We start from the raw sequence: 18,221 nt of genomic DNA, 5'->3' as shown, positions 1-18,221 counted from the left end.
ACGTCCGACCGGCCCCCTGCCGCCACGGCGGTCAGGGGAAGCGACCCGCAGGCCGTCTGCGTTCCCGTGACTCCCCACGCGCCCCGCGGCGCTCACGGGCACAGCCGCTCGACCGCCCAGCCCCCGTCCTCGCGGCGGTAGCGCAGCCGGTCGTGCAACCGGTTCTCCCGGCCCTGCCAGAACTCCACCGTCTCCGGGACGACGCGGAACCCGCCCCACTGCGGCGGCGCGGGCACGTCCTCCCCCTCCGGGTAGCGGGCGGCCAGCTCCGCGTAGAGCGCGTCCAGCTCCTCCCGCGACGCCACCGTGGACGACTGCTCGCTCGCCCACGCCCCGAGCTGCGAGCCGTGCGGACGGGTGCGGAAGTACGCCGCCGTCTCGGCCCGGCCGATCCGGGCCGCCCGGCCCGCGACGATCACCTGCCGGGCGATGCCGTGCCAGGGGAAGAGCAGCGACACCTGCGGGTTCGCGGCGATGTCCCGCCCCTTGCGGGAGCCGTAGTTGGTGTAGAAGACGAACCCGGCCGCGTCGTACGCCTTCAGCAGCACCGTGCGGGAGCTCGGACGGCCCTCGGCGTCCACCGTCGACAGGACCATCGCGTTCGGCTCGTGCAGCCCGGCCGCCTCCGCGTCGTGGAACCAGTGGCTGAACTGCTCGGCCGGCTCGTCGGCCAGATCACGTTCCAGGAGGCCGGCGCTGCGGTAGTGGGCCCGCATCGCGGCCGGGTCCAGGGCCCGGCGGGCGCGGGCGGCCGCGGACTCGGCGACGTCGGCCGCCGCCTGCGCCACGAAGGCGGCCTCGATCGACGGGTCTGCGTGGTGAGGGTGATCCTGGGCGTCAGACACGCCTCTCATCTTGCAGCAACCCCCCGGCCCGGGACACGGGAGCAGGGGCCGCACGACAGACGCGGACCGTCACGAGCCCGGACCACGGACCGCACGCCGGTCTCCGGCTGTGATGGCCCAGTCTTCCCCGTCTCCACACGCCCTACACCCAGGGCAACCCGATCACCGCGTGTGCCCCTTCTCACTCACCTCCCCGAGGTGACGAACCGGCGAAAATCACCGACGGTGAAGGGACCGGGGGCGCCGGGCGCGGCTATCGTGTTCGACCGCGCCCGAGGCGGGGAGATCACCCGCGCGCGCACCATCCGGATCTCGGCAATGGACCGCAAGCCCGCGGCACAGTCGGCAGCGGAGCCGTTCCGACCCACGCAGAGGAGCCGCCTGATGTCCGATTTCGTCCCCGGACTCGAAGGAGTCGTCGCGTTCGAAACGGAGATCGCCGAACCCGACAAGGAGGGCGGCGCCCTCCGCTACCGGGGTGTCGACATCGAGGACCTGGTCGGGCACGTCTCCTTCGGGAACGTCTGGGGGCTGCTGGTCGACGGCGGCTTCAACCCCGGGCTGCCCCCGGCCGAGCCCTTCCCCATCCCCGTCCACTCCGGTGACATCCGCGTGGACGTGCAGTCCGCCCTCGCGATGCTCGCCCCCGTGTGGGGCCTCAAACCGCTGCTCGACATCGACGCCGAGCAGGCCCGCGACGACCTGGCCCGCGCCGCCGTCATGGCCCTGTCCTACGTCGCCCAGTCCGCCCGTGGCCAGGGCCTGCCCATGGTCCCGCAGCGCGAGATCGACAAGGCCGACACGGTCGTCGAGCGGTTCATGCGCCGGTGGCGCGGCGAGCCCGACCCCAAGCACGTCGCCGCCGTCGACGCCTACTGGACGTCGGCCGCCGAGCACGGAATGAACGCCTCCACCTTCACCGCCCGCGTCATCGCCTCCACCGGCGCGGACGTCGCCGCCGCCCTCTCCGGCGCCGTCGGCGCCATGTCCGGCCCCCTCCACGGCGGCGCGCCCTCCCGCGTCCTCGGCATGATCGAGGAGATCGAGCGCACCGGCGACGCCACCGCCTACGTCAAGCATCAGCTCGACCAGGGCGAACGGCTCATGGGCTTCGGCCACCGCGTCTACCGCGCCGAGGACCCCCGCGCCCGCGTCCTGCGCCGCACGGCCAAGGAGCTCGGCGCCCCGCGCTTCGAGGTCGCCGAGGCGCTGGAGAAGGCCGCGCTGAGCGAACTGAAGGCCCGCCGCCCCGACCGCGTCCTCGCCACCAACGTCGAGTTCTGGGCCGCCATCGTGCTCGACTTCGCCGAGGTGCCGGCGCACATGTTCACCTCCATGTTCACCTGCGCCCGCACGGCCGGCTGGTCCGCGCACATCCTGGAGCAGAAGCGCACCGGCCGCCTCGTGCGCCCCTCCGCCCGCTACACCGGCCCGGGCCGCCGCGGCCCGCAGGAGATCGACGGCTTCTCCACCGTCGCCCGCTGACCCGCCACCGGGGTCGGCGGCGGCCCGCCCCCGGCGACCGCAGCCGGCACCCGCCGGGCCGTCGGCCCCGGACCGTCTCCGCCGTCTCCGCCCCCGGTGAAGGACCCGGGCCGGGGGCGGCGCGGCCGGGCGGCGGGTCCGGGAACGCCGGCCGGGTCCACGGTGCGCCACGGGAAGCCGGGAGCGGCAAGCAGGCTCACCAGGAGCCGCGTCGCGTTACCAGCTTCTGCGACCCCGAGCTCACCATCACCGAACTGCGCGGCGTCTACGAGACGGCCCGGGACGCCCGACTCGACCCCTCGAACTTCCACCGCAACGTGCCCGAGGCCGAGGGCCTCCTCGTCCCCACCGGCCGTCGCGGCGCCCCCAGGGTGGCCGCCCCGCGACGCTCCACCGGGCGGGCCCCGCGACGAGGCTGACGCCCCCGATGATGCGTCCCAGCCCCGCCCCTCCCCCTCCCCCTCCCCCTCCCCCTCCCCCTGAGCCTGAAGCCTCCGGGCCCCGACCGGCGCGGCGGAGCCACCCGGTGCGGCAGGATGGCCGCCATGCCGACCGAGCCAGCCGACATCCCCCTCAGCGAAGACGAACTGCGTGGCATCACCGGCTACGCGGCGGAGTGCGCGCGGCGCGTGCTCCCCGTCTTCGAGCAGCACGTCCCCGGCGACGCCCGCCCACGCGAGGCCATCGACGCCGCGACCGTCTTCGCCGAGGGCGGCCGGCGCACGGCGGAACTGCGACAGCGCGCCTGGGCCGCGTACAAGGCCGCACAGGAGGCCGCACCGGCCGCCGCCGTCGACGCCGCACGCGCGGCGAGCCATGCCGCCGCCGCGGCCTACCTCCACCCCAAGGCCAGCGCCCACCAGGTCAAGCACATCCTCGGCGCCGCGGCCCACGCGGCCCGCGTCGAGGAGTTGACGCCCGGGGAGCACGAGGACGCCCCGACGACAACGCTCGACTGGGCGCGCGACCACGCCCCGCCCGCCGTCAGCGCGGTCCTCGGCCGTCTCCCGCACGCCGCCTCCGGCGGCGGCCGGGTCGGCGCGCTCCTGCGCACCCTCGACACCGCCCTCCGCGCCCGGCCAACCCCCACCGCACCCTAGGACCGCACGCCGCGAATACCCAGGAATGCCCGAGGATGCGACGCCACCTCCCGACCCGAAGGTAACGAACCGGTAACGCCGCACGAGGGTGTCGGTCGGTGCCCGCTCTCCCCCTGTGACGTCAGTCTTCGAGCAACGGGAGTACAGAGCACATGCACACCAGAACCGGCAGGATCCTGGCCGTTGCGGCCTCCCTCACCGCGCTGGCGGTCGGGGCCTCGGCCTCACCGGCCGCGGCGGACGACGCCAAGACCGGGCGCGTCCTGGTCGTTGTGGCCAACTTCGCCGACCGCGCCCACTCCGACCCCGAGGCGATGCGGGCGGACGCCCTCGACAAGTACTTCGGCCCCGGCGACTCCCTGTCCACCTACTTCAGTGAGACGTCGCGCGGGCGGTTCACCTTCGTGCCCGCCGCCAAGGAGAAGGTCATCGGCCCGCTGACGCTGCACCAGAAGGCGGGCTGCAGCAACCTCCGGGGAGTCCGCGAGGACGCCGAGGCCCAGGTGGCCGCCATGGGCCTGGAACGGAAGAAGGACTGGGACCACCTGTCCATCGTCCTTCCCAACATCAGCTGCTACTGGTCCGGCATGGGCTCCGTCGGCGGCCGTTTCACCTGGCTGAACACCAAGAACAACACCGTCTCCGAGACCACGATCCGGCACGAGTTCGGCCACAACATCGGCTTCGGTCACCAGGTCCGCTACAAGTGCAAGGACGGCGACCTCGTCGACTGCAACGACCGCGCCGCCGTCGCGGGCCGGTCCCCGATGGGCGGCAACGGAGGGGCCGGGCTCTCCGCCAACCAGCTGATCCGCATGGGCTGGCTGGAGACCGCCGAACACCAGCGCGTCACCGGCTCCGGAACCTTCAGCCTCAAGCACCTCTACGGCTCCCAGAACGGCACCCGGGCCCTGGAGATCCCGATGGGGGACAAGCAGAGCCTGCTCCTCGAATACCGCCGCCCCTCCGGCCACCTGGACAAGAACCTCGATGGCGTCTACGCCTACCGCGTCGACGACGGCAAGTACCACACCGCCGTCCCGATCGTCCTGGACACGACCGACCGCAATGCCGGCGTCACCGAACTCCGCGACGACGCCGCCAAGGTGACCGTGAAGGTCACCGGCCAGACCGACGACGCCGCCACCATCGCCGTCGGTCTCGACGGCAAGACCCCGGCCAAGGACGCCGCGCCGAGCACCGCCGTCGCACCGGAGGACACGGCCGACACCACCACTCCCATGGAGGTCACCGACCCGGCCGTGCCCACCGGTCCCGGCGACGTCGACGAGACCGGCACCGACTCCGCACACCAGCACGCCGCACAGGACGAGGCCACGCAGAACGAGGCCACGCAGGAGGGCGACGCCACGGACACCGCGCAGCCCTCGACCGACGCTCCGTCCGGCAAGGTCGGCCACACCCCCGGCCTCCCGGGCCAGAACCTCGCCGCAACGGGCAGCGACGGCACCACGCTCACGCTGACCGCCATCGGCGGCACCGGGCTCGTGCTCGGCGGCGCGTTCGTCGCCGCACGCCGAGCCCGCTCCCGGCGCAGGGCCACCCAGAGCCTCTGACCGGCCCCCTACGGCGACCGGCCCACCCGGCGCCGCCCAGTTCGCCCAGGCCCGCGGCTTCCCTCCCCAGACGCTGCGGGCCTGGGCGAACGCCCCGCTCTGGCCGCCGCCCGACCGCCGCGCTTCACGGCGAACGGGTACCCGACGACATCGCGACCGGCCCAGTCCGCACCGGAGCATCCCGGGCCCTCCGCCCGCAGCGGCCCGGGACGCAAGCCGTGGCAGAACTCTCCACCCGGCGCCCTGCGCTGTGCTGCGCCCCCGTGACAGCCGCCCTCAGACCTGCCGGGCCACCTCGGCCGAGACTTCGGAGGAACGCCTCTCATGACCACGCCCCATCCGGAGGACGCCGCGCACTGGGGCGCGGCCCCAGCAGCCCCTCAGCCGTACACACCGGCCCACTGGCCGGACGGCTGGTACGCCCACGAACAGCAGCCGTACGCCGCCGCGCCGCAGCACCACTGGCCCCACCACCCACATCCCTACGACCAACAACCACACACACCCACCCCGACACCCGACAGCTGGTACACCCACGAACAGCAGCCGCACGCCGCCGCGCCGCAGCACCACGAGTGGTCGCCTGGCATGCAAGGCGACACCGGCGGGGCCCTTCTCCCACCAGAGCCCGTTCCCGACGCGAGCGCGGCTCCGGAGCCCGCGACACCGGATGCGGAGGAGGCTTCCTCACCACAGCCCGCGGCCCGACGGGCGTCGAGGCGCCGAACCGGCTCCCGTCGGCGCCAGGCGCCCGGCCGCCGCAGGAAGCCGCCGTCCAAGGGCGCATCCCGGGCCGCGAGCACGATGCTGATCACATCGGGCCTGGCCATGGTCCTCTTCGTCGTCCACGAGGTGTGGTGGACGAACGTCCAGGCCCGAGCCGAGGCCGACGAGGCACTCTCCCGGCTGGAACAGACATGGACCGACGAGCCCCCTGACCCCCAGACGGTCGAGGAGGCCGGTGCGTTCGAGCAGGGCGAGGGATTCGCGATCCTCCGCATCCCGGCGCTCGGGCTGGCCTCACCGATCGCGGAAGGCACCGGGACGGAGCAGGTGCTCGACAAAGGGCTGGTGGGGCACTTCACGGGAACGGGGATGCCCGCCGACCCCACCGGGAACTTCGCGCTGGCCGCGCACCGGAACACCCACGGCGAGCCGTTCCGGGAGATCGACAGACTGGCGCCCGGGGACAAGATCATCGTGGAGACCGCGAGCGCCTCCTACACCTACGAGGTCGCCGGCCGCATCCCCGAGACACCCCCGACCGACGTCAGCGTGCTCCGACCCGTCCCCGGCGGATCGCCCTTCACCACCTCCGGCCGGTACATCACCCTCACGACCTGCACCCCCGAGTACAGCACCCGGGGGCGGCTCATCGTCTTCGGCGAGCTCGTCGAGGAACGCCCCCGAAGCCGGACGGCCTGACCTACTCGTGAGCGGCCGGGGCTCAACGTGAGCTTCGGCCTCCAACAGCAGGGCGACGTCCTCCCCGGCCGCTGGACGCGTGCGCCGACGCGGCTCCCCTGCTCCGTGCCTCGGGGAGGGGGACGCGCTCGGCAACGCTCACCGTCCGGCGAACATCCCAGCAGTGTGCGTCGGAGCGCTGTGGGGAAGCGGACCGCTCCACCCGTACGAATCACCCATGGGCACCGGCTCCCGCGCACCGACCGGGCTCAGTCGCTGACGACATCGGGCACCTCGCGCTCGAGTACGGTCCGGGTCTCCGCTCCGTACTGGCCGGGCGGGTCGGAGGTGACGCCACGGCTCCTCTGGTAGGCGGCGACCGAGTCGGTCAGCCGCTGGTCGTAGATGCCGTCGGCCGTGCCCTGGTGGAAGTCGATCCACCGGAGCCGGAGCTGCAGTTCGGTTACGTCGAGGCCGGTGGCGCCGCAGCACAGGCCGTCGGGTTGCCGCGGCGGTGGGGAGGCTGGTGGCTCTCCGCTGGTCGGGCACGGTGCCCCGGGGAGACGGGGGGCGTCGCAGACTTCGGCCCTCCGTCCGGGAGAGGCGGGCTCCGGCGTGGTGTCGGGTGAGGGTGTCGCGGCCCGTGAGGATGTCGCGGCCCGTGAGGATGTGGGCGTGGGCGTGGGCGTGGGAGGTTGCATCGAAGGGGAGTTCACCACCGAAGACCCACCATCGATCCCCGTGGCTGTCTCATCGTCGGGCGCCCGGCTCGGTTGGCCGACGGGGTCGGGTGGGGTGTCCGGTTCCGTGACGGATGCGGCGGAGGACGTCGCTTCCGGGGCCCCCCGGTGCGCGGTTCCGCCGGCGCCGACGAGCACGCCGGTCAACGTGGTGGTCCCGATCGCCGCCGCCAGCAGGACCACGGCACCCACCGCCTTGGCCGGCCCGCTCCGGACGGCGTACCGATGCGCTGCCGCCGTTCTCCCGCGGAGCCCGCCTGGCCCTGCCCCGTTCCGGGGAGTGCCGGACGGGTCGCCGGTGCGCTGCGCGTCGACCGGATGCGGGACGACCCCGTGGTCGTCGAGGGGGAGGGGCGCAGACGCGGGGGCGGGAGGTCCGCATGGCTGGGCGATGCCGGCCGGCGGACGGTGCAGGAACGACCCCCCTTCCAGAGGTGCTGCCTGCGGATCGGCCTCGCGGAACTCCTGCCCCGGACCCTCGTCCTGCCGCAGTGACACGTACGCCTGCATGATGCCCAGTACCGGACCAGGAGCGGTCCGGAACACAGGGTCCGGAACCGGCTCTCTCGTGCACGGTTCCGCATGCGTGCCCGAAGACGACGCGCCGTGCTGCGACGGGCCGAGGTAGGGGCGCACCCACGTCCGCCCGAACCGCTCGGTGTCATCGTGCGCATGAGCCCCGGCGTCCACACAGTGGCAGTCAGCGTCCCGGGCGGCTCGAGCGGTGTTGCAGTGGGGGCAGATCGTTGCGGACACGTCCGTCCTCTTCTCGAAGGTCTCACAGGTGCGGCCGTCGTCACGGTCGGCGCAGGGCTGACGGTGAAGCCGATGCCGGGCGGTGTCCGGCCCCCCGTGGGCGAGGCCGGACGATACGTGCCCTCGGCGTCAGCGGCGTGAGCGCTTGCTGTGTCCGCCCCGCAGCATGAAGACGCCCAGGAGCAGCAGGAGCGAGGCGCCGGCCATGGTCAGCACTGTGGCGGTGGCGTTGCCGCCCGTGGCGGCCAGGTGAGTGCCCGCGTCCGCGGCGGCCGGCGAGGCCACGGCCCCCGCGGACGCGAACAGCGCCGCCGACGCGGCCGCCGCTCCGGCAATCCTCTTCAGGCTGAGTCCCATGGCGCTCCGCACTCCTCCGGTTTCGTGGCTCGTCACCAGCGAAGAGCGAGACGGGATCGCCACACTCCCGACGCTTTGTCATTTCTTTACCTGTCGGCTTCCCGGCGCACCCGGCCGGCGCGCCTGGCCCGGCGGACTCCATGCAGGTCAGAAAGGTCGACTTTCGGCCTTCACCCCATCGATGGCGGCGATCGGTAAAGGTCGGGCAAAGCGGCGGAGCCCGGCGAGGAAGGCAGCTCTCCCCTCATGTGCACGGTGCGAGCCGTCGGTCAGCCCGCCACTGCTGCGGGGCGGACGGCCAAAGACCCCGACGACTGGAGGAACCCTTCGATGAACGACCCTGGCCCCAACCCTGTCCGTGCCCTGGCGGACGGGGAGGCCGAACTCGCAGTGGTGCTCAGGCTGCGCTGGGACGACGTGACCGCACTGGGCCGGGAGGCCTCCCGGCTGGCCGCACGGCTGGAGCGGCCGGTGACCCTGGACGAGGCGGTCAGCCACCGGCTCCGCGCCCGTGACTCCTACGCCCCCGCGGTGCTCGACGGATCCCGGACGGGTACGGCACCGCAGGCAAGCGCCCTCGGCTCGTCGCGGTCGCCCAGCGAGCAGGCGAACGAGGTGATCGGAAAGATCAGCTCGCAGGCCACCCCGGCGGCGCCGCGCCGGTAAGCCGTCGAGCGGTCGCCCGCCCTGCCCTCCCGCGAGCAGGCCGAGCCGGTCCGGGCGCCGGACCGTTGACCGTGCCGTCGGTGGACCGTGCGTACCGCGGGATCGGCAGCCGCCCGTACGCGGAGGCGGAGACCATGCGGGCACCTGACCACCCACCGGGGGCCTCCACGGAATCGGCCACCGACCGCGTATCCCGGTCGGTGGCCGATTCCCCGGTCGCGAGGCGTGGCCCGGCACGTCACCAGTCGGTGCGGAAGTGCAGGGACGGGGAGAGGTAGTAGTGGGGAGAGGTGGCGATCAGCGAGTCGTGCGGCTCGCCCCGGGCGGCCGGCGCCCACTGCTTGAGGCCGAGGTACATGTTGTCGCTGGTGAAGATCCCGGCCATTCCCCGGTCGTCGTGCCGGTTGATGCTCCAGATCTGGAGGGCGTCGCCGGAGTCGCAGGCGGCCTGCCGGACGGGGGCGCCCGGGGTGGTGGTGCCGGTGTGGGAGAGGCACAACCCGGTGCCCACGTTCCGGAGCATCACCCGGCGGCGTTTCTCCTGAGGCGTCACGTCCCACTCCTGGTGGGAGGCCCCCGAGCACGCCGCCTCCCTCGGCTGCGCCCCCACCTCCCTGCTGCCGCCCGGGATCTCCATGCACAGGCCCGTGGAGTCGATCCGCAGCCGCGTGCGCTCGTCAGGCGCGGCCGGTACGGACGTGGACGCTCTGACGGGCTCCGCCAGGGCGAAGGTCGACACGGACGTCGGCACGGACGAGGGGGACGTGTCGGGCGTGGGAGCCGACGGAGCCGGCGTGGGCGCCGCGGCCCTGCCCGCACCGGGCCGTGTGGGAGCCTCGCTGACCGCGGGCGGATCCGCCCGCCCGGCATCGGTGCCCTGGGGCACGGCGACGTAGACCAGGGCGCCGACCGCCGTCACAACCGCCAGCGACGCCCCGGCGAGTTGGGCGGCGGGGAGACCGGCCGCCACCACCGAGCCACCGGCCGCCGCACCACCGCTTCCGGCGGCCGTGGCAGCCGCGGCGGCGTACGAGGACACGTACTTCTCCGCACCCCACAGCAGCACGGCGCCCGGCAGGACCACGCGCAGCCGGGAGTTGAGTTCCGTCAGGTCGCGGAACGCCCTGCGGCAGGAGCGGCACTCGACCAAGTGCCGGTCGAGGCGGCGTCCGGCCGTGCGGCGCCCCCGGCGCACCGCGGCGGCCATCGCCGGGCTGTGGCGGCGGCATTCGGCGGACGCCCGTGGGCTGTGGGCGTGCTCCGACAGGTACGCCTCGCGCAGCCCCTCCCGGGCCCGCTCCGCCAGGGACCACACCCCGCTGGCGCTCAGTCCCAGCATGGTGCCCACCTGCTGGGCGCTCTCCCCCTCCACGACCGTGTGCCACAGCACCGCCTGCCAGCGCTCGGGAAGCGCGCGGAAGCCGCGCAGGACCAGGTCGTCCTCCTCGCCTCGCAGCGTGAACTCCTCGCCGTCGTGGGTGTGCGGGACGGCGTGCTCCCATTGCTCGACGTCCTCCGTCACCTCGGCCCGCCGGGCGGTGGTCGCCCAGGCCATCGCCGTCCTGCGCACGACGGTCAGCAGGTAGGGCCGCCAGGGCCCGGTCGGACCCCCGCCCGACCGCACGGCTTCCAGGGTCCTCGCGAACGCCTCGGCCGCGAGGTCCTCGGCCGTGTGCGCGTCACGGCAGCACGTCCGCGCGTAGGCCAGCACGGCGGACCGGTGGCGGGCGTACAGTTCCGCCACCGCCGCCTGCTCGGCACCGGTGCGTATCGCTTCCGTCAGCTCCGTGTCCGAACGCTCGACGACGGAGGGTCCCGCGTACTCAGTCATGGTGCTCCTGAAGTTCGGCCGGACGGCGCACGGTCGCGCAGGCCCGGAAGGGATGGACTGCGCGCGCACCAGGAGGCTCGACAGCCGTTCGCTCCCGGTACGCCGTACCGGAATCCATCCATCCGGTCAGCGTCGTCCGACGACAGTAGACGTACGTTCGTTCCAGTGGTGGGGTCACCCGCGATACGTCACAGGCAGCGACCGCACCCGGCGAGACGACGCTCCGCCGCCGTTCAGAGGGCGCAGGGCCCTGCGCCCCGCGGGGCACCCTCGACCGGGCGCCCGGACCGCGCCGAGACCCGAGGATTCCGGCAGGCGGTCGCTCCGACCTGATCAGTCGGTACCGGTGACCGCACCTGGAACAGACGGCGATGGTGTCGTCGGTTCGCTCGGCGAGGACGGAGTGGGGGCGGGGGCGGGGGCACTTGCCGGCCGATTCGGCACCGGCCGGGCGGCGCAGCTCCTGGTGCCCCCGCTCCACGCCGTGATCAACCTCTCCTTGATCACCGGCCGGACCGGCCCCCGGGGCAGCGGACCGAGCTGCCTGCCGTCGCGGGCGTCCGGCAGCCCGTCGTACGCGACGTCGTCCCGGTACAGATCCACCTGCCCGACGCGGCCCGCCCGGCCGGTGGTCGACCGCGGTCTCGGCTTCCCACCCTCGGCCAGGAGGATTCCCGTCGGCCCGGGCGGCTCCGGGCAGCCCGGCGAGCAGCGAGAGCGCGACGGCTCCACTGGCCACCGGGCGCAGTGGCAAGCAGGGTCCGGCGTCGTTCATGGGCTTCCCCATCCTTGACTTGGTGCAGGGCGTTCACCACCACCGATGCGTCCACCCCCGCACCCCTCCCGCGACGTTGCCGAACCGTTACCGAAATCCGCACCGCCCCGCGGGCATCCGCCCGCCCTCGAGCTCGGGCACTTGACGGCGATCCGGTCACCCGGAGAGGTGGCGACTTCCGAGACCTCCCAGGGCCCGGGACATTCCACGCCCGACGCGCGCTCACCGCTCCCGCCGCCGGCCACCGCGCCTGCTGACACATGCCCCGTCGCCGACCGGCGCTCTCCCACGAACCGTCACCACCACCCGCCCCGGACCCGCCACCCGCTGGGCGCTTTCCTGACGCGGTGCGCCCTTCTCCGCGTCAATGAAGATCGCTTTGAGGCGTGTGTACATATTGAACGTCTTATGCGTACGCTGTAATGGAGGCAAGGTTCCGTAAGGAGCACGGGGGATTCAATGTCTGGGTTTCCGTGGGGTATTCGTTCGCGTCGTCCACTGTTACGCCTGAGAACAGTGGGAATTCTGGTGAGCTTGTGTGCGGTGCTGTTCGGAGGCACCGGCTGCGTGGTCCCCGCCGTCACCCATGACGGCGAGACCCGGGAGGGGCGGTCCTTCACGTCGATCGCCCTGACGGTGGTCGACGGACTTCCGATCGTCAATCCAGGGCTGGACATCCTGGTGGAGATCGGAACGTTCGCACTGGAGAGATATCTGGCCGAGCAGGCGAAGGGGGAGTTCGAACCGGAGGACGACACGGTACTGACCGTGACCCGGACGGTGAACGGCGAGAAGGAGGTCACCGTCTACCGGATCGACACGCTGCGCAAACTGGAAGTCAGGATGGACGGCGAGTTCGTCACGACCGTGGAGGACCGGCGTATAGCGGTCGAGGTCGTCCCTGGCACGGACTCCACCCTGCTGATCAGCGACATCGGGGAGCGGATCCACTGGGAGGGGAGTTTCACGCTCGACCCGACCGGGCTGGTCGGGGACACGCATGTGGATCTCGACACCGGCAAGGTCCACGAGCACGCCGGCACCCCCGGTGCCGACTTCACCCATGGCGGCGCCGTCAACCCCTGGGGTCTGGAGGGGGTGGGCGAGGCACGCATCGCCGAATGGCGAAGCGCACTGCCCGACCGTGAGGAATGCTCCGGACTACCGGAGGAATCCTGGCGGACCGCCACCGACATCGAAGTGATCTTTTCCGGTGCGGTGCACTGCGTCCGCACCGGCGAGGGAAGATTCGGGCGTGTCACGCTGGGGCAGGACTACGCATACCTGGTGTGGAAGGACCCGGACGAGTAATTCACGTGATCTCCGTGCACCCAGGTGGGGGCGTCGGGGTCCGTGACCATTGCCTCACGGGTGGCGGATTGGAAAGAACGTGGCCCGTGGGCCCGGCTATCGAAGATTTCGTACGGTCAGGACGGAAGGTGCGTGATGGGAATCACGGAGATCGTGGTCGGTACGTTGATGGCCGCACAGGCCGTGGAGGAGGCCGGCAAGAACGCGCCCAAGGGTGGCGGGGGCATGAACAACGACCCGGGTGCCACGGGTGAGGCCGACGTCATGCTGGACGAGATGTCGCGAGACGACGACTGATTCATCGCGCTCCGCACTGATCATCGCATCGGGCATCAGAGCAGCGACGAAGCCCCCGTGAGCCGCCGAACGGCTCACGGGGGGCTTCGCCTTTCCGGGTCACCGAGGGCGTCAGCGCTTCCAGACGGTCGCGCGCCAGGTCGTCGGGTTGTTGTCGTCGTCGGTGCCGACGGCGAATCCGCTGATCACTCCGGCATCGTTGACGTCGAACGCCGCCGTGTAGGGGCCGAGGGGAGTCGGCGGCAACGGGACGACCGTGCCGTCGGGCTTCCACATGAGCGCCTTGTCCAACGCGGGGTTGCCCGCCGGCGGCCACGCGTACCCGACGGCCATGCCCCAGTTGTTGATCGCCAGCACCTCCCCGGCCGCCTCCGCCGGGTTGGCGAGCACGGTCCGTGTGCCGTTCGCGTTCCACCGGGCCGGATCACCGTTCGGGGAGTCGTCCAGCGACGAGCCCACGACCGTGCCGGTCAGGTTGACGTCGTAGGCCCGGCCGCGTCCCGCGTCGCGGACGGTGCCGTCGGCGGCCCACACCAGGACCCGGTCGTACTCCGTGCTCCCGGCGAGCCGCCCGTGACCGAAGACCACGCCGGTGTCGGTGATCTCGCTCGTCCGGGCCCCCGTGAACCCCGGGGGAAGCGGCAGTTCGTTCACGGCACCCGCCGCGTTCCAGCGCACGGGGTGCGCCGCGCCGTCGGGCCGCTCGGTCCACCCGACCACCGTGCCCGCGTTGTTGACCGACGTGGCGGTGCCGCTGCTCGCACCGGGCGGCAGGGGCAGGAGGGTCTTGCGGCCGTCGGGCCGCCAGCGCAGGGGGCGGGAGCGGGAGTCCTCCCGCTGGGCGTCGCCGACCACGACCCCGGCGTTGTTGACGGCCGCCGCGTTGCCGCCGAGGGAACCCCGGGGAAGAGCCAACCGCTTCGGGGTGCCCCACGGTGTCCAGCGGACGGGGTGGAGGTGGGAGGGGTCGTCGTAGGACAGGCCCGCCACCCATCCCGACTCGCTCAGTGCGGTCGTGCGGCTGAACTTCTCACCGGGCAGGGGCGCGAGGCGGGTGTAGCCGTCGCGGTAGGCGTTCCACCGGATCGCGGCCGGCCCGCCGGAGCTCTCCGCGTGGTACTCACCGACGATCGTGCCGCTGTTGTTCAGCCCCCGGACGAAGCTGTGCAGCCCGTCCGACGGGATCGGGAGCAGCCGCGCGGTCGGCAGCCGCTCGGCGGGTGCGGCCGTCGCCATGGGCGCCGAGCCCAGGAGCAACAGGGCGGATACCGCCACTCCGGCAAGGGATAACCGTCGGGGAACGCGCAAGCGGGCCATGGGGACACTCCTGCTCTCGTCAAGGATGTCGACGTACTCTTGCATGAGCATGCCCATTGGTCCAGACCAAGTGCGGCTCCCGGTCCGCCGCTCGGGGGTGCCACCCGGCCGCGAGGCCGGGTCGGGGGCTACCCGTCGGTCGACGGCTCCTCGGCCGACGTGACGACGGCTGCCAGGTCTGTGCCCGCACGCAGCAGGGCGACGGTGCGCACGGCGATCCGGTCGAGGCGTTGGTGCAGGAGACGCCGTGTCTCTCCCGGACCGCCGACCTCGTGCAGCGAGCCCAGGATGGCGCGCACGGCGGGGATGCCGTACCCCGCGCCGCGCAGCGCAGCGACGATACGGGCCGCTCTGACGGCCGCAAGCCCGTATCGACGAGCTCGCAGCGACGTCACCCGTTCCGGGGCGACGAGCCCCTCCTGCTCCCAGAACCGCAGCGTGGAGGGACGGACGTCGAGCGCTGCGGCGAGCTGCGTGATCGTCATCGTGTCGTTCTCGTGCTCCGGCTCCGCGCGCGGCTCGCCCTCGATCGCGCGCAACGCTCGTTGAGCACGCAGCGTCTCGTCCCGTTCCCGTGCGAGCCCCACGTGCACCGCGCTGATCGCCGAGGCCGCCTCGGCGAGCGTCCCCGTCCTCAGCTCCGCGAGCAACTGCCGGGCCGCGACCGGTCCGACGGCACCGGCCAGGCCGCGATAGGCGCGCAGCGCATGCACGTGAGCCGACGTGTACGAGCGGTAGCCGTTGCTCGATCGAGGGGCTGGAGGGATGACGCCCAGCCGCTCCAGGTCGCGGACCTGTTGCACCGAGTAGTCCGACTCCCTGGCGACGTCGGCCGTTCTCAGCGGCACCCGTCGCCCTTCGCCCACGGTCTCGTTCACCGGCCAACCCCACATCAGCACATGAAGGTGATGCTTGAACCATGAGTATGGAACAGATCATCGCGACCGTGCGCGACCTCGACGGCGCGCTCGTGGTCATCCCGGAACCGGGAGGCGACTTCCCCGAACTGACCTGGGGCGACGCGTTCTTCTACTACGCGCCCGACGGCCGGATTCCCCACAACGTGCAGCCGTACGGAACGATCATCACCAAGAACTACCCCGACGACGACGCGTCCGATCTGGACCCTCCGGGCCGCTGGCGCGTGAACGTCCACCTCGACCGTGCGACGTTCCGGGAGCTCACGGGAGAGGAGCCACGCGACCTCGGCGGTCCGCACGACTACGCGGCCACGGACAGCGTGATGCCCCACCCGGTCTACGGCCCGCTCGGCTGGGTCTGCGTGGTCAACCCCGCTGAGAGCACGACGGACACGGTCACGCACCTGCTGCACACCGCCCACGAGGCCGCTCGTGCGCGGTACACGCGACGCCGGGAGCCGGGCTCCGCGTGATGCGGCACCGACCGGCCGTCCGCACGGGTCCTGGACGCGTGCGGACGGCACGGGTGGCCCGCGCCGACGACGGGCTGCGCAGCCGGGGTGTCCGTGCATGCGGCCCCCGTCCGGTACGCGTTCGCCGCACCTGCGGGCGTCGGCACGGCGCTTGCGGTGTGTGCGGTCGGGGATGCTCAGTCGCCCGGGGTCGGCGCACGGCCGATGGCAAGGAGGTGGGAGCTGGCGGCCAGGAGTTCCGGGTACGGCTCGGCCATCCGGGCGGCCGTCAGTACCGAGTCGAAGAGCGCGTCGGACGGACTCACGCCCGACTGTTGTTCCACCGCCTTGAGGATCGACCACGCCGGGCCCTCGATGCCGTAGACCTGTACGTCGCTCAACCCGCATGCGCGCAGCTCCTCCGCCAGTTCCTCGGCGCGGTGGAAGTACGCCAGCGTGAAGCCACGCCGGCCGTCGTGGACGGCGGTGCGAAGGATCGTCGCAATCGATTCCTGGAGCCGTGGAGCGTGCAGGTGCGCGTAGGTGACGTGCTCGAACAGCGACGCGTACCGGTTGATCGCCGCTGCGGCCACCAGACCGCCCGGCTTCACCACCCGTCGCGCCTCGGCGAGCGCCGCCCGGCGGTCGTCGGCGGACGGCAGGTGGTAGAGCGGGCCGAGGAGCTGCACCACGTCGTACGTGGCGTCCGCAGCGGCCAGCTTCCGGGCGTCACCCAGCGAAGCGTCACAGACCTGCGCCGCCTGCTCCACATGCCGGAGCACGGGGTCGACCAGCTCCACCTCGTAGCCGTCGGCGACCAGCCACCGGGCGTGCACCCCCGTGCCGCCGCCCACGTCCAGCACCCGGGCCGGGGGCGCCGGAAGGAACCGCCTCAGCAACTCCTGTGTGCGCAGCAACTCCAGACGTCCGTCAGCCGACTTGCTGAGCCGGGCGCCCTCATCGATCACCTCGGCGTAGAAGCGCTCGACCTCGGGAGCAAGGGTGGGGTTCGCCATGGCGGCCAGTATGGCGACCTCAGGTGCAGCATGGGCGGTGCCCGGGGCTCCTGCCGTCAGAACTCGTACCGCACCTCGTACAGATGACCGGCCTTGGCCATGACGGTCGTCTCGATGGGACGGTGCCTGCCGTCGCTCTTGCTGTAGACCACACGGAACGTGCGCAGAATCGGCAGATCGCCCGGCAGTCGCAACGCCTCGTACTGCGCCTGGGTCGGCACCCGCGCGGAGACGCGGTCCACCGTCCGGTGCGGCGATAGACCCAGACCCGCCAGCAGCGTCGGCGTGCCGCCGCGAATGCGGCGGGCTTCGACGAGTGCCGTTCCCCTGGCGATCTCCATTGGGTAGTAGCACTCGGCCAGTTCCACCGGCTCGCCGTCGTGCTGGAGGAGCTGGCGCCGCAGCACGGCCGTGCCCGTCTCGCCCAACTCCAGCGCATCCGCCACCTCGGCCGGAGGCCGCACCTCGGCAACGTCGAGCAGTGTGATCGTGCCGCGCTTGCCCTGCCGCTCGGCAACGCTCAGCCACCGGTACGACTCCCCCGGCCCGACGGGCTGCCCGCTGTCAGCGGGCCGCACCGTCTGCTGGCGGCATGGCCGAACGGTGACGGCAGCGTGCGGGCCGCTCGTCGTGACCAGGCCCTCTTCGATGAGGAGGGAGATCGCCTGGGCAGCAACGGATTCGCGCACCCCATGGAGCCGGGCCAGCTCCGAAGTCGTGGGCAGGGCCGATCCCGGGGGCCACGTTCCGCAGAGGATGGCGTCTCGAAGCGCCGCCGCTGCCCTGACGTGCGGCGCACGCGGGTCGGCATCGCCTCCCGCAGGGGGTGTCAGGGGCATCGCTCACCTTTCGGGACGGTCAGGGGGAATCGCGGTGCGGGGCGTAGTAGTCGGTGAGCATCTCCGTCGGCCAGGACGGCTCATGCTGCGGGCCCCGAGGCCCCATCTCCGCGAACCAGGGCTTGATGTCGAGGACCGGGGTGCCGTCGACCGCGTCCAGGTCCTCCACGTGCAGATCGAGGCCGTCCACCTCGATCAGACGACAACGCGATACGCCGAGCCAGTTGAGCCGGCGCATGTTGCGATGCCCGAAGGTGCCGACCTCGGGCCAGGCGGGGTTGTCGCGAGGACGACGTGCGCCGAGGTGCAGATCGTCGGGGTCGGTGAGATGGAACCGGAAGACGACCTCCAGGTGCGAGAAGTCCTCCAGCCCCTTCGTGGCGTCAGCGGTGAACCGGGGGTCATCGATACGGATGACGGCCCGTGTACCGCCCCAGAAGTCGTCGGTCGGCTTCTCCCGTCCACCCACCACGTGGGCCAACGCCTGCACGGTGTAGTTCTCTTCGCCCATGCGCACTCCTCGCTCCGGCTGG

Annotated in this window: 17 protein-coding genes; 8 read left to right on the top strand and 9 right to left on the bottom strand. The window is 72.4% G+C overall.

Features of this window, described 5'->3' with window-relative positions:
* Nucleotides 1–92 precede the first annotated feature (92 nt).
* Nucleotides 93–716, bottom strand: a complete 624-nt coding sequence (gene pdxH / locus IF129_RS15935; protein WP_191210353.1) for a pyridoxamine 5'-phosphate oxidase — start codon at nt 714–716, stop codon at nt 93–95.
* Between the two features lie 513 nt (nt 717–1,229).
* On the opposite strand from pdxH, the gene IF129_RS15930 reads away from it, so the two are divergent.
* The 4 genes from IF129_RS15930 (at nt 1,230) to IF129_RS15915 (ending at nt 6,432) form a co-directional block, all read left to right on the top strand.
* Nucleotides 1,230–2,330, top strand: a complete 1,101-nt coding sequence (locus tag IF129_RS15930) for a citrate synthase 2 (RefSeq protein WP_191210318.1) — start codon at nt 1,230–1,232, stop codon at nt 2,328–2,330.
* A gap of 545 nt (nt 2,331–2,875) precedes the next feature.
* On the top strand, nt 2,876–3,430 hold the full coding sequence (locus IF129_RS15925; protein WP_191210317.1) for a putative immunity protein: 555 nt from the start codon (nt 2,876–2,878) through the stop codon (nt 3,428–3,430).
* Nucleotides 3,431–3,582: 152 nt separating this feature from the next.
* Nucleotides 3,583–5,007, top strand: a complete 1,425-nt coding sequence (locus IF129_RS15920; RefSeq protein ID WP_191210316.1) for a metallopeptidase domain-containing protein — start codon at nt 3,583–3,585, stop codon at nt 5,005–5,007.
* An 804-nt stretch (nt 5,008–5,811) separates the two neighbouring features.
* Nucleotides 5,812–6,432: a class E sortase gene (locus IF129_RS15915; protein ID WP_263576233.1), complete on the top strand. Its 621-nt coding sequence runs from the start codon at nt 5,812–5,814 to the stop codon at nt 6,430–6,432.
* A 248-nt stretch (nt 6,433–6,680) separates the two neighbouring features.
* On the opposite strand, the gene IF129_RS27095 is transcribed toward IF129_RS15915, so the two are convergent.
* Both IF129_RS27095 and IF129_RS15905 read right to left on the bottom strand, forming a co-directional pair.
* A complete protein-coding gene (locus IF129_RS27095; protein ID WP_224755068.1) occupies nt 6,681–7,112 on the bottom strand; it encodes a peptidoglycan-binding domain-containing protein in 432 nt (143 codons plus the stop codon).
* A 924-nt stretch (nt 7,113–8,036) separates the two neighbouring features.
* The gene (locus IF129_RS15905) at nt 8,037–8,264 is read right to left on the bottom strand and encodes a hypothetical protein (protein ID WP_191210314.1); all 228 of its coding nucleotides are present in this window, start codon (nt 8,262–8,264) and stop codon (nt 8,037–8,039) included.
* A 330-nt stretch (nt 8,265–8,594) separates the two neighbouring features.
* On the opposite strand from IF129_RS15905, the gene IF129_RS15900 reads away from it, so the two are divergent.
* Nucleotides 8,595–8,930 carry a hypothetical protein gene (locus IF129_RS15900; protein WP_191210313.1) on the top strand — a complete coding sequence of 112 codons (336 nt, stop codon included), beginning with the start codon at nt 8,595–8,597 and terminating at the stop codon, nt 8,928–8,930.
* 238 nt (nt 8,931–9,168) lie between these two features.
* Here IF129_RS15900 and IF129_RS15895 read toward each other — a convergent pair whose 3' ends face one another.
* Complete coding sequence (locus IF129_RS15895) at nt 9,169–10,761, bottom strand: sigma-70 family RNA polymerase sigma factor (protein WP_191210312.1); 1,593 nt, start codon at nt 10,759–10,761, stop codon at nt 9,169–9,171.
* Between the two features lie 1,342 nt (nt 10,762–12,103).
* Here IF129_RS15895 and IF129_RS15890 point away from each other — a divergent pair.
* Together IF129_RS15890 and IF129_RS15885 are read left to right on the top strand one after the other, a co-directional pair.
* Nucleotides 12,104–12,847, top strand: a complete 744-nt coding sequence (locus IF129_RS15890; RefSeq protein WP_191210311.1) for a hypothetical protein — start codon at nt 12,104–12,106, stop codon at nt 12,845–12,847.
* 135 nt (nt 12,848–12,982) lie between these two features.
* On the top strand, nt 12,983–13,144 hold the full coding sequence (locus tag IF129_RS15885; protein ID WP_191210310.1) for a hypothetical protein: 162 nt from the start codon (nt 12,983–12,985) through the stop codon (nt 13,142–13,144).
* Between the two features lie 111 nt (nt 13,145–13,255).
* Here the strand turns inward: IF129_RS15885 and IF129_RS15880 are convergent, their stop codons facing one another.
* Nucleotides 13,256–14,419 (bottom strand): hypothetical protein, encoded by a 1,164-nt coding sequence (locus tag IF129_RS15880; protein ID WP_191210309.1) that lies wholly within the window; start codon nt 14,417–14,419, stop codon nt 13,256–13,258.
* Between the two features lie 170 nt (nt 14,420–14,589).
* The gene (locus tag IF129_RS15875; RefSeq protein WP_381480054.1) at nt 14,590–15,339 is read right to left on the bottom strand and encodes a MerR family transcriptional regulator; all 750 of its coding nucleotides are present in this window, start codon (nt 15,337–15,339) and stop codon (nt 14,590–14,592) included.
* A 47-nt stretch (nt 15,340–15,386) separates the two neighbouring features.
* Between IF129_RS15875 and IF129_RS15870 the strand changes: the two genes are divergently transcribed.
* The gene (locus IF129_RS15870) at nt 15,387–15,854 is read left to right on the top strand and encodes a DUF6194 family protein (RefSeq protein WP_191210350.1); all 468 of its coding nucleotides are present in this window, start codon (nt 15,387–15,389) and stop codon (nt 15,852–15,854) included.
* Nucleotides 15,855–16,030: 176 nt separating this feature from the next.
* Here IF129_RS15870 and IF129_RS15865 read toward each other — a convergent pair whose 3' ends face one another.
* The 3 genes from IF129_RS15865 to IF129_RS15855 are packed head-to-tail and all read right to left on the bottom strand — an operon-like array spanning nt 16,031 to nt 18,199.
* Nucleotides 16,031–16,849: a class I SAM-dependent methyltransferase gene (locus IF129_RS15865; RefSeq protein ID WP_191210308.1), complete on the bottom strand. Its 819-nt coding sequence runs from the start codon at nt 16,847–16,849 to the stop codon at nt 16,031–16,033.
* Nucleotides 16,850–16,905: 56 nt separating this feature from the next.
* On the bottom strand, nt 16,906–17,688 hold the full coding sequence (locus IF129_RS15860) for a GntR family transcriptional regulator (RefSeq protein WP_191210307.1): 783 nt from the start codon (nt 17,686–17,688) through the stop codon (nt 16,906–16,908).
* Between the two features lie 19 nt (nt 17,689–17,707).
* Entirely contained in the window at nt 17,708–18,199 is a 492-nt protein-coding gene (locus IF129_RS15855; protein WP_191210306.1) for an SAM-dependent methyltransferase, read from the bottom strand.
* Nucleotides 18,200–18,221 lie beyond the last annotated feature (22 nt).

This window comes from Streptomyces chumphonensis (assembly GCF_014779715.1).
GTDB classification, from domain to species: Bacteria; Actinomycetota; Actinomycetes; order Streptomycetales; family Streptomycetaceae; genus Streptomyces; species Streptomyces chumphonensis.
Note: the sequence above shows the minus strand (reverse complement) of the source record. Positions and strands in the feature narration are given on the sequence as shown.

What these genes read in the sequence shown, in the direction of transcription:
- pdxH (WP_191210353.1), bottom strand. Translation starts at nt 716, where the DNA reads ATGCGGGCCCACTACCGCAGCGCCGGCCTCCTGGAACGTGATCTGGCC.
- IF129_RS15930 (WP_191210318.1), top strand. Translation starts at nt 1,230, where the DNA reads ATGTCCGATTTCGTCCCCGGACTCGAAGGAGTCGTCGCGTTCGAAACG.
- IF129_RS15925 (WP_191210317.1), top strand. Translation starts at nt 2,876, where the DNA reads ATGCCGACCGAGCCAGCCGACATCCCCCTCAGCGAAGACGAACTGCGT.
- IF129_RS15920 (WP_191210316.1), top strand. Translation starts at nt 3,583, where the DNA reads ATGCACACCAGAACCGGCAGGATCCTGGCCGTTGCGGCCTCCCTCACC.
- IF129_RS15915 (WP_263576233.1), top strand. Translation starts at nt 5,812, where the DNA reads ATGCTGATCACATCGGGCCTGGCCATGGTCCTCTTCGTCGTCCACGAG.
- IF129_RS27095 (WP_224755068.1), bottom strand. Translation starts at nt 7,112, where the DNA reads ATGCAACCTCCCACGCCCACGCCCACGCCCACATCCTCACGGGCCGCG.
- IF129_RS15905 (WP_191210314.1), bottom strand. Translation starts at nt 8,264, where the DNA reads ATGGGACTCAGCCTGAAGAGGATTGCCGGAGCGGCGGCCGCGTCGGCG.
- IF129_RS15900 (WP_191210313.1), top strand. Translation starts at nt 8,595, where the DNA reads ATGAACGACCCTGGCCCCAACCCTGTCCGTGCCCTGGCGGACGGGGAG.
- IF129_RS15895 (WP_191210312.1), bottom strand. Translation starts at nt 10,761, where the DNA reads ATGACTGAGTACGCGGGACCCTCCGTCGTCGAGCGTTCGGACACGGAG.
- IF129_RS15885 (WP_191210310.1), top strand. Translation starts at nt 12,983, where the DNA reads ATGGGAATCACGGAGATCGTGGTCGGTACGTTGATGGCCGCACAGGCC.
- IF129_RS15870 (WP_191210350.1), top strand. Translation starts at nt 15,387, where the DNA reads ATGGAACAGATCATCGCGACCGTGCGCGACCTCGACGGCGCGCTCGTG.
- IF129_RS15865 (WP_191210308.1), bottom strand. Translation starts at nt 16,849, where the DNA reads ATGGCGAACCCCACCCTTGCTCCCGAGGTCGAGCGCTTCTACGCCGAG.
- IF129_RS15860 (WP_191210307.1), bottom strand. Translation starts at nt 17,688, where the DNA reads ATGCCCCTGACACCCCCTGCGGGAGGCGATGCCGACCCGCGTGCGCCG.
- IF129_RS15855 (WP_191210306.1), bottom strand. Translation starts at nt 18,199, where the DNA reads ATGGGCGAAGAGAACTACACCGTGCAGGCGTTGGCCCACGTGGTGGGT.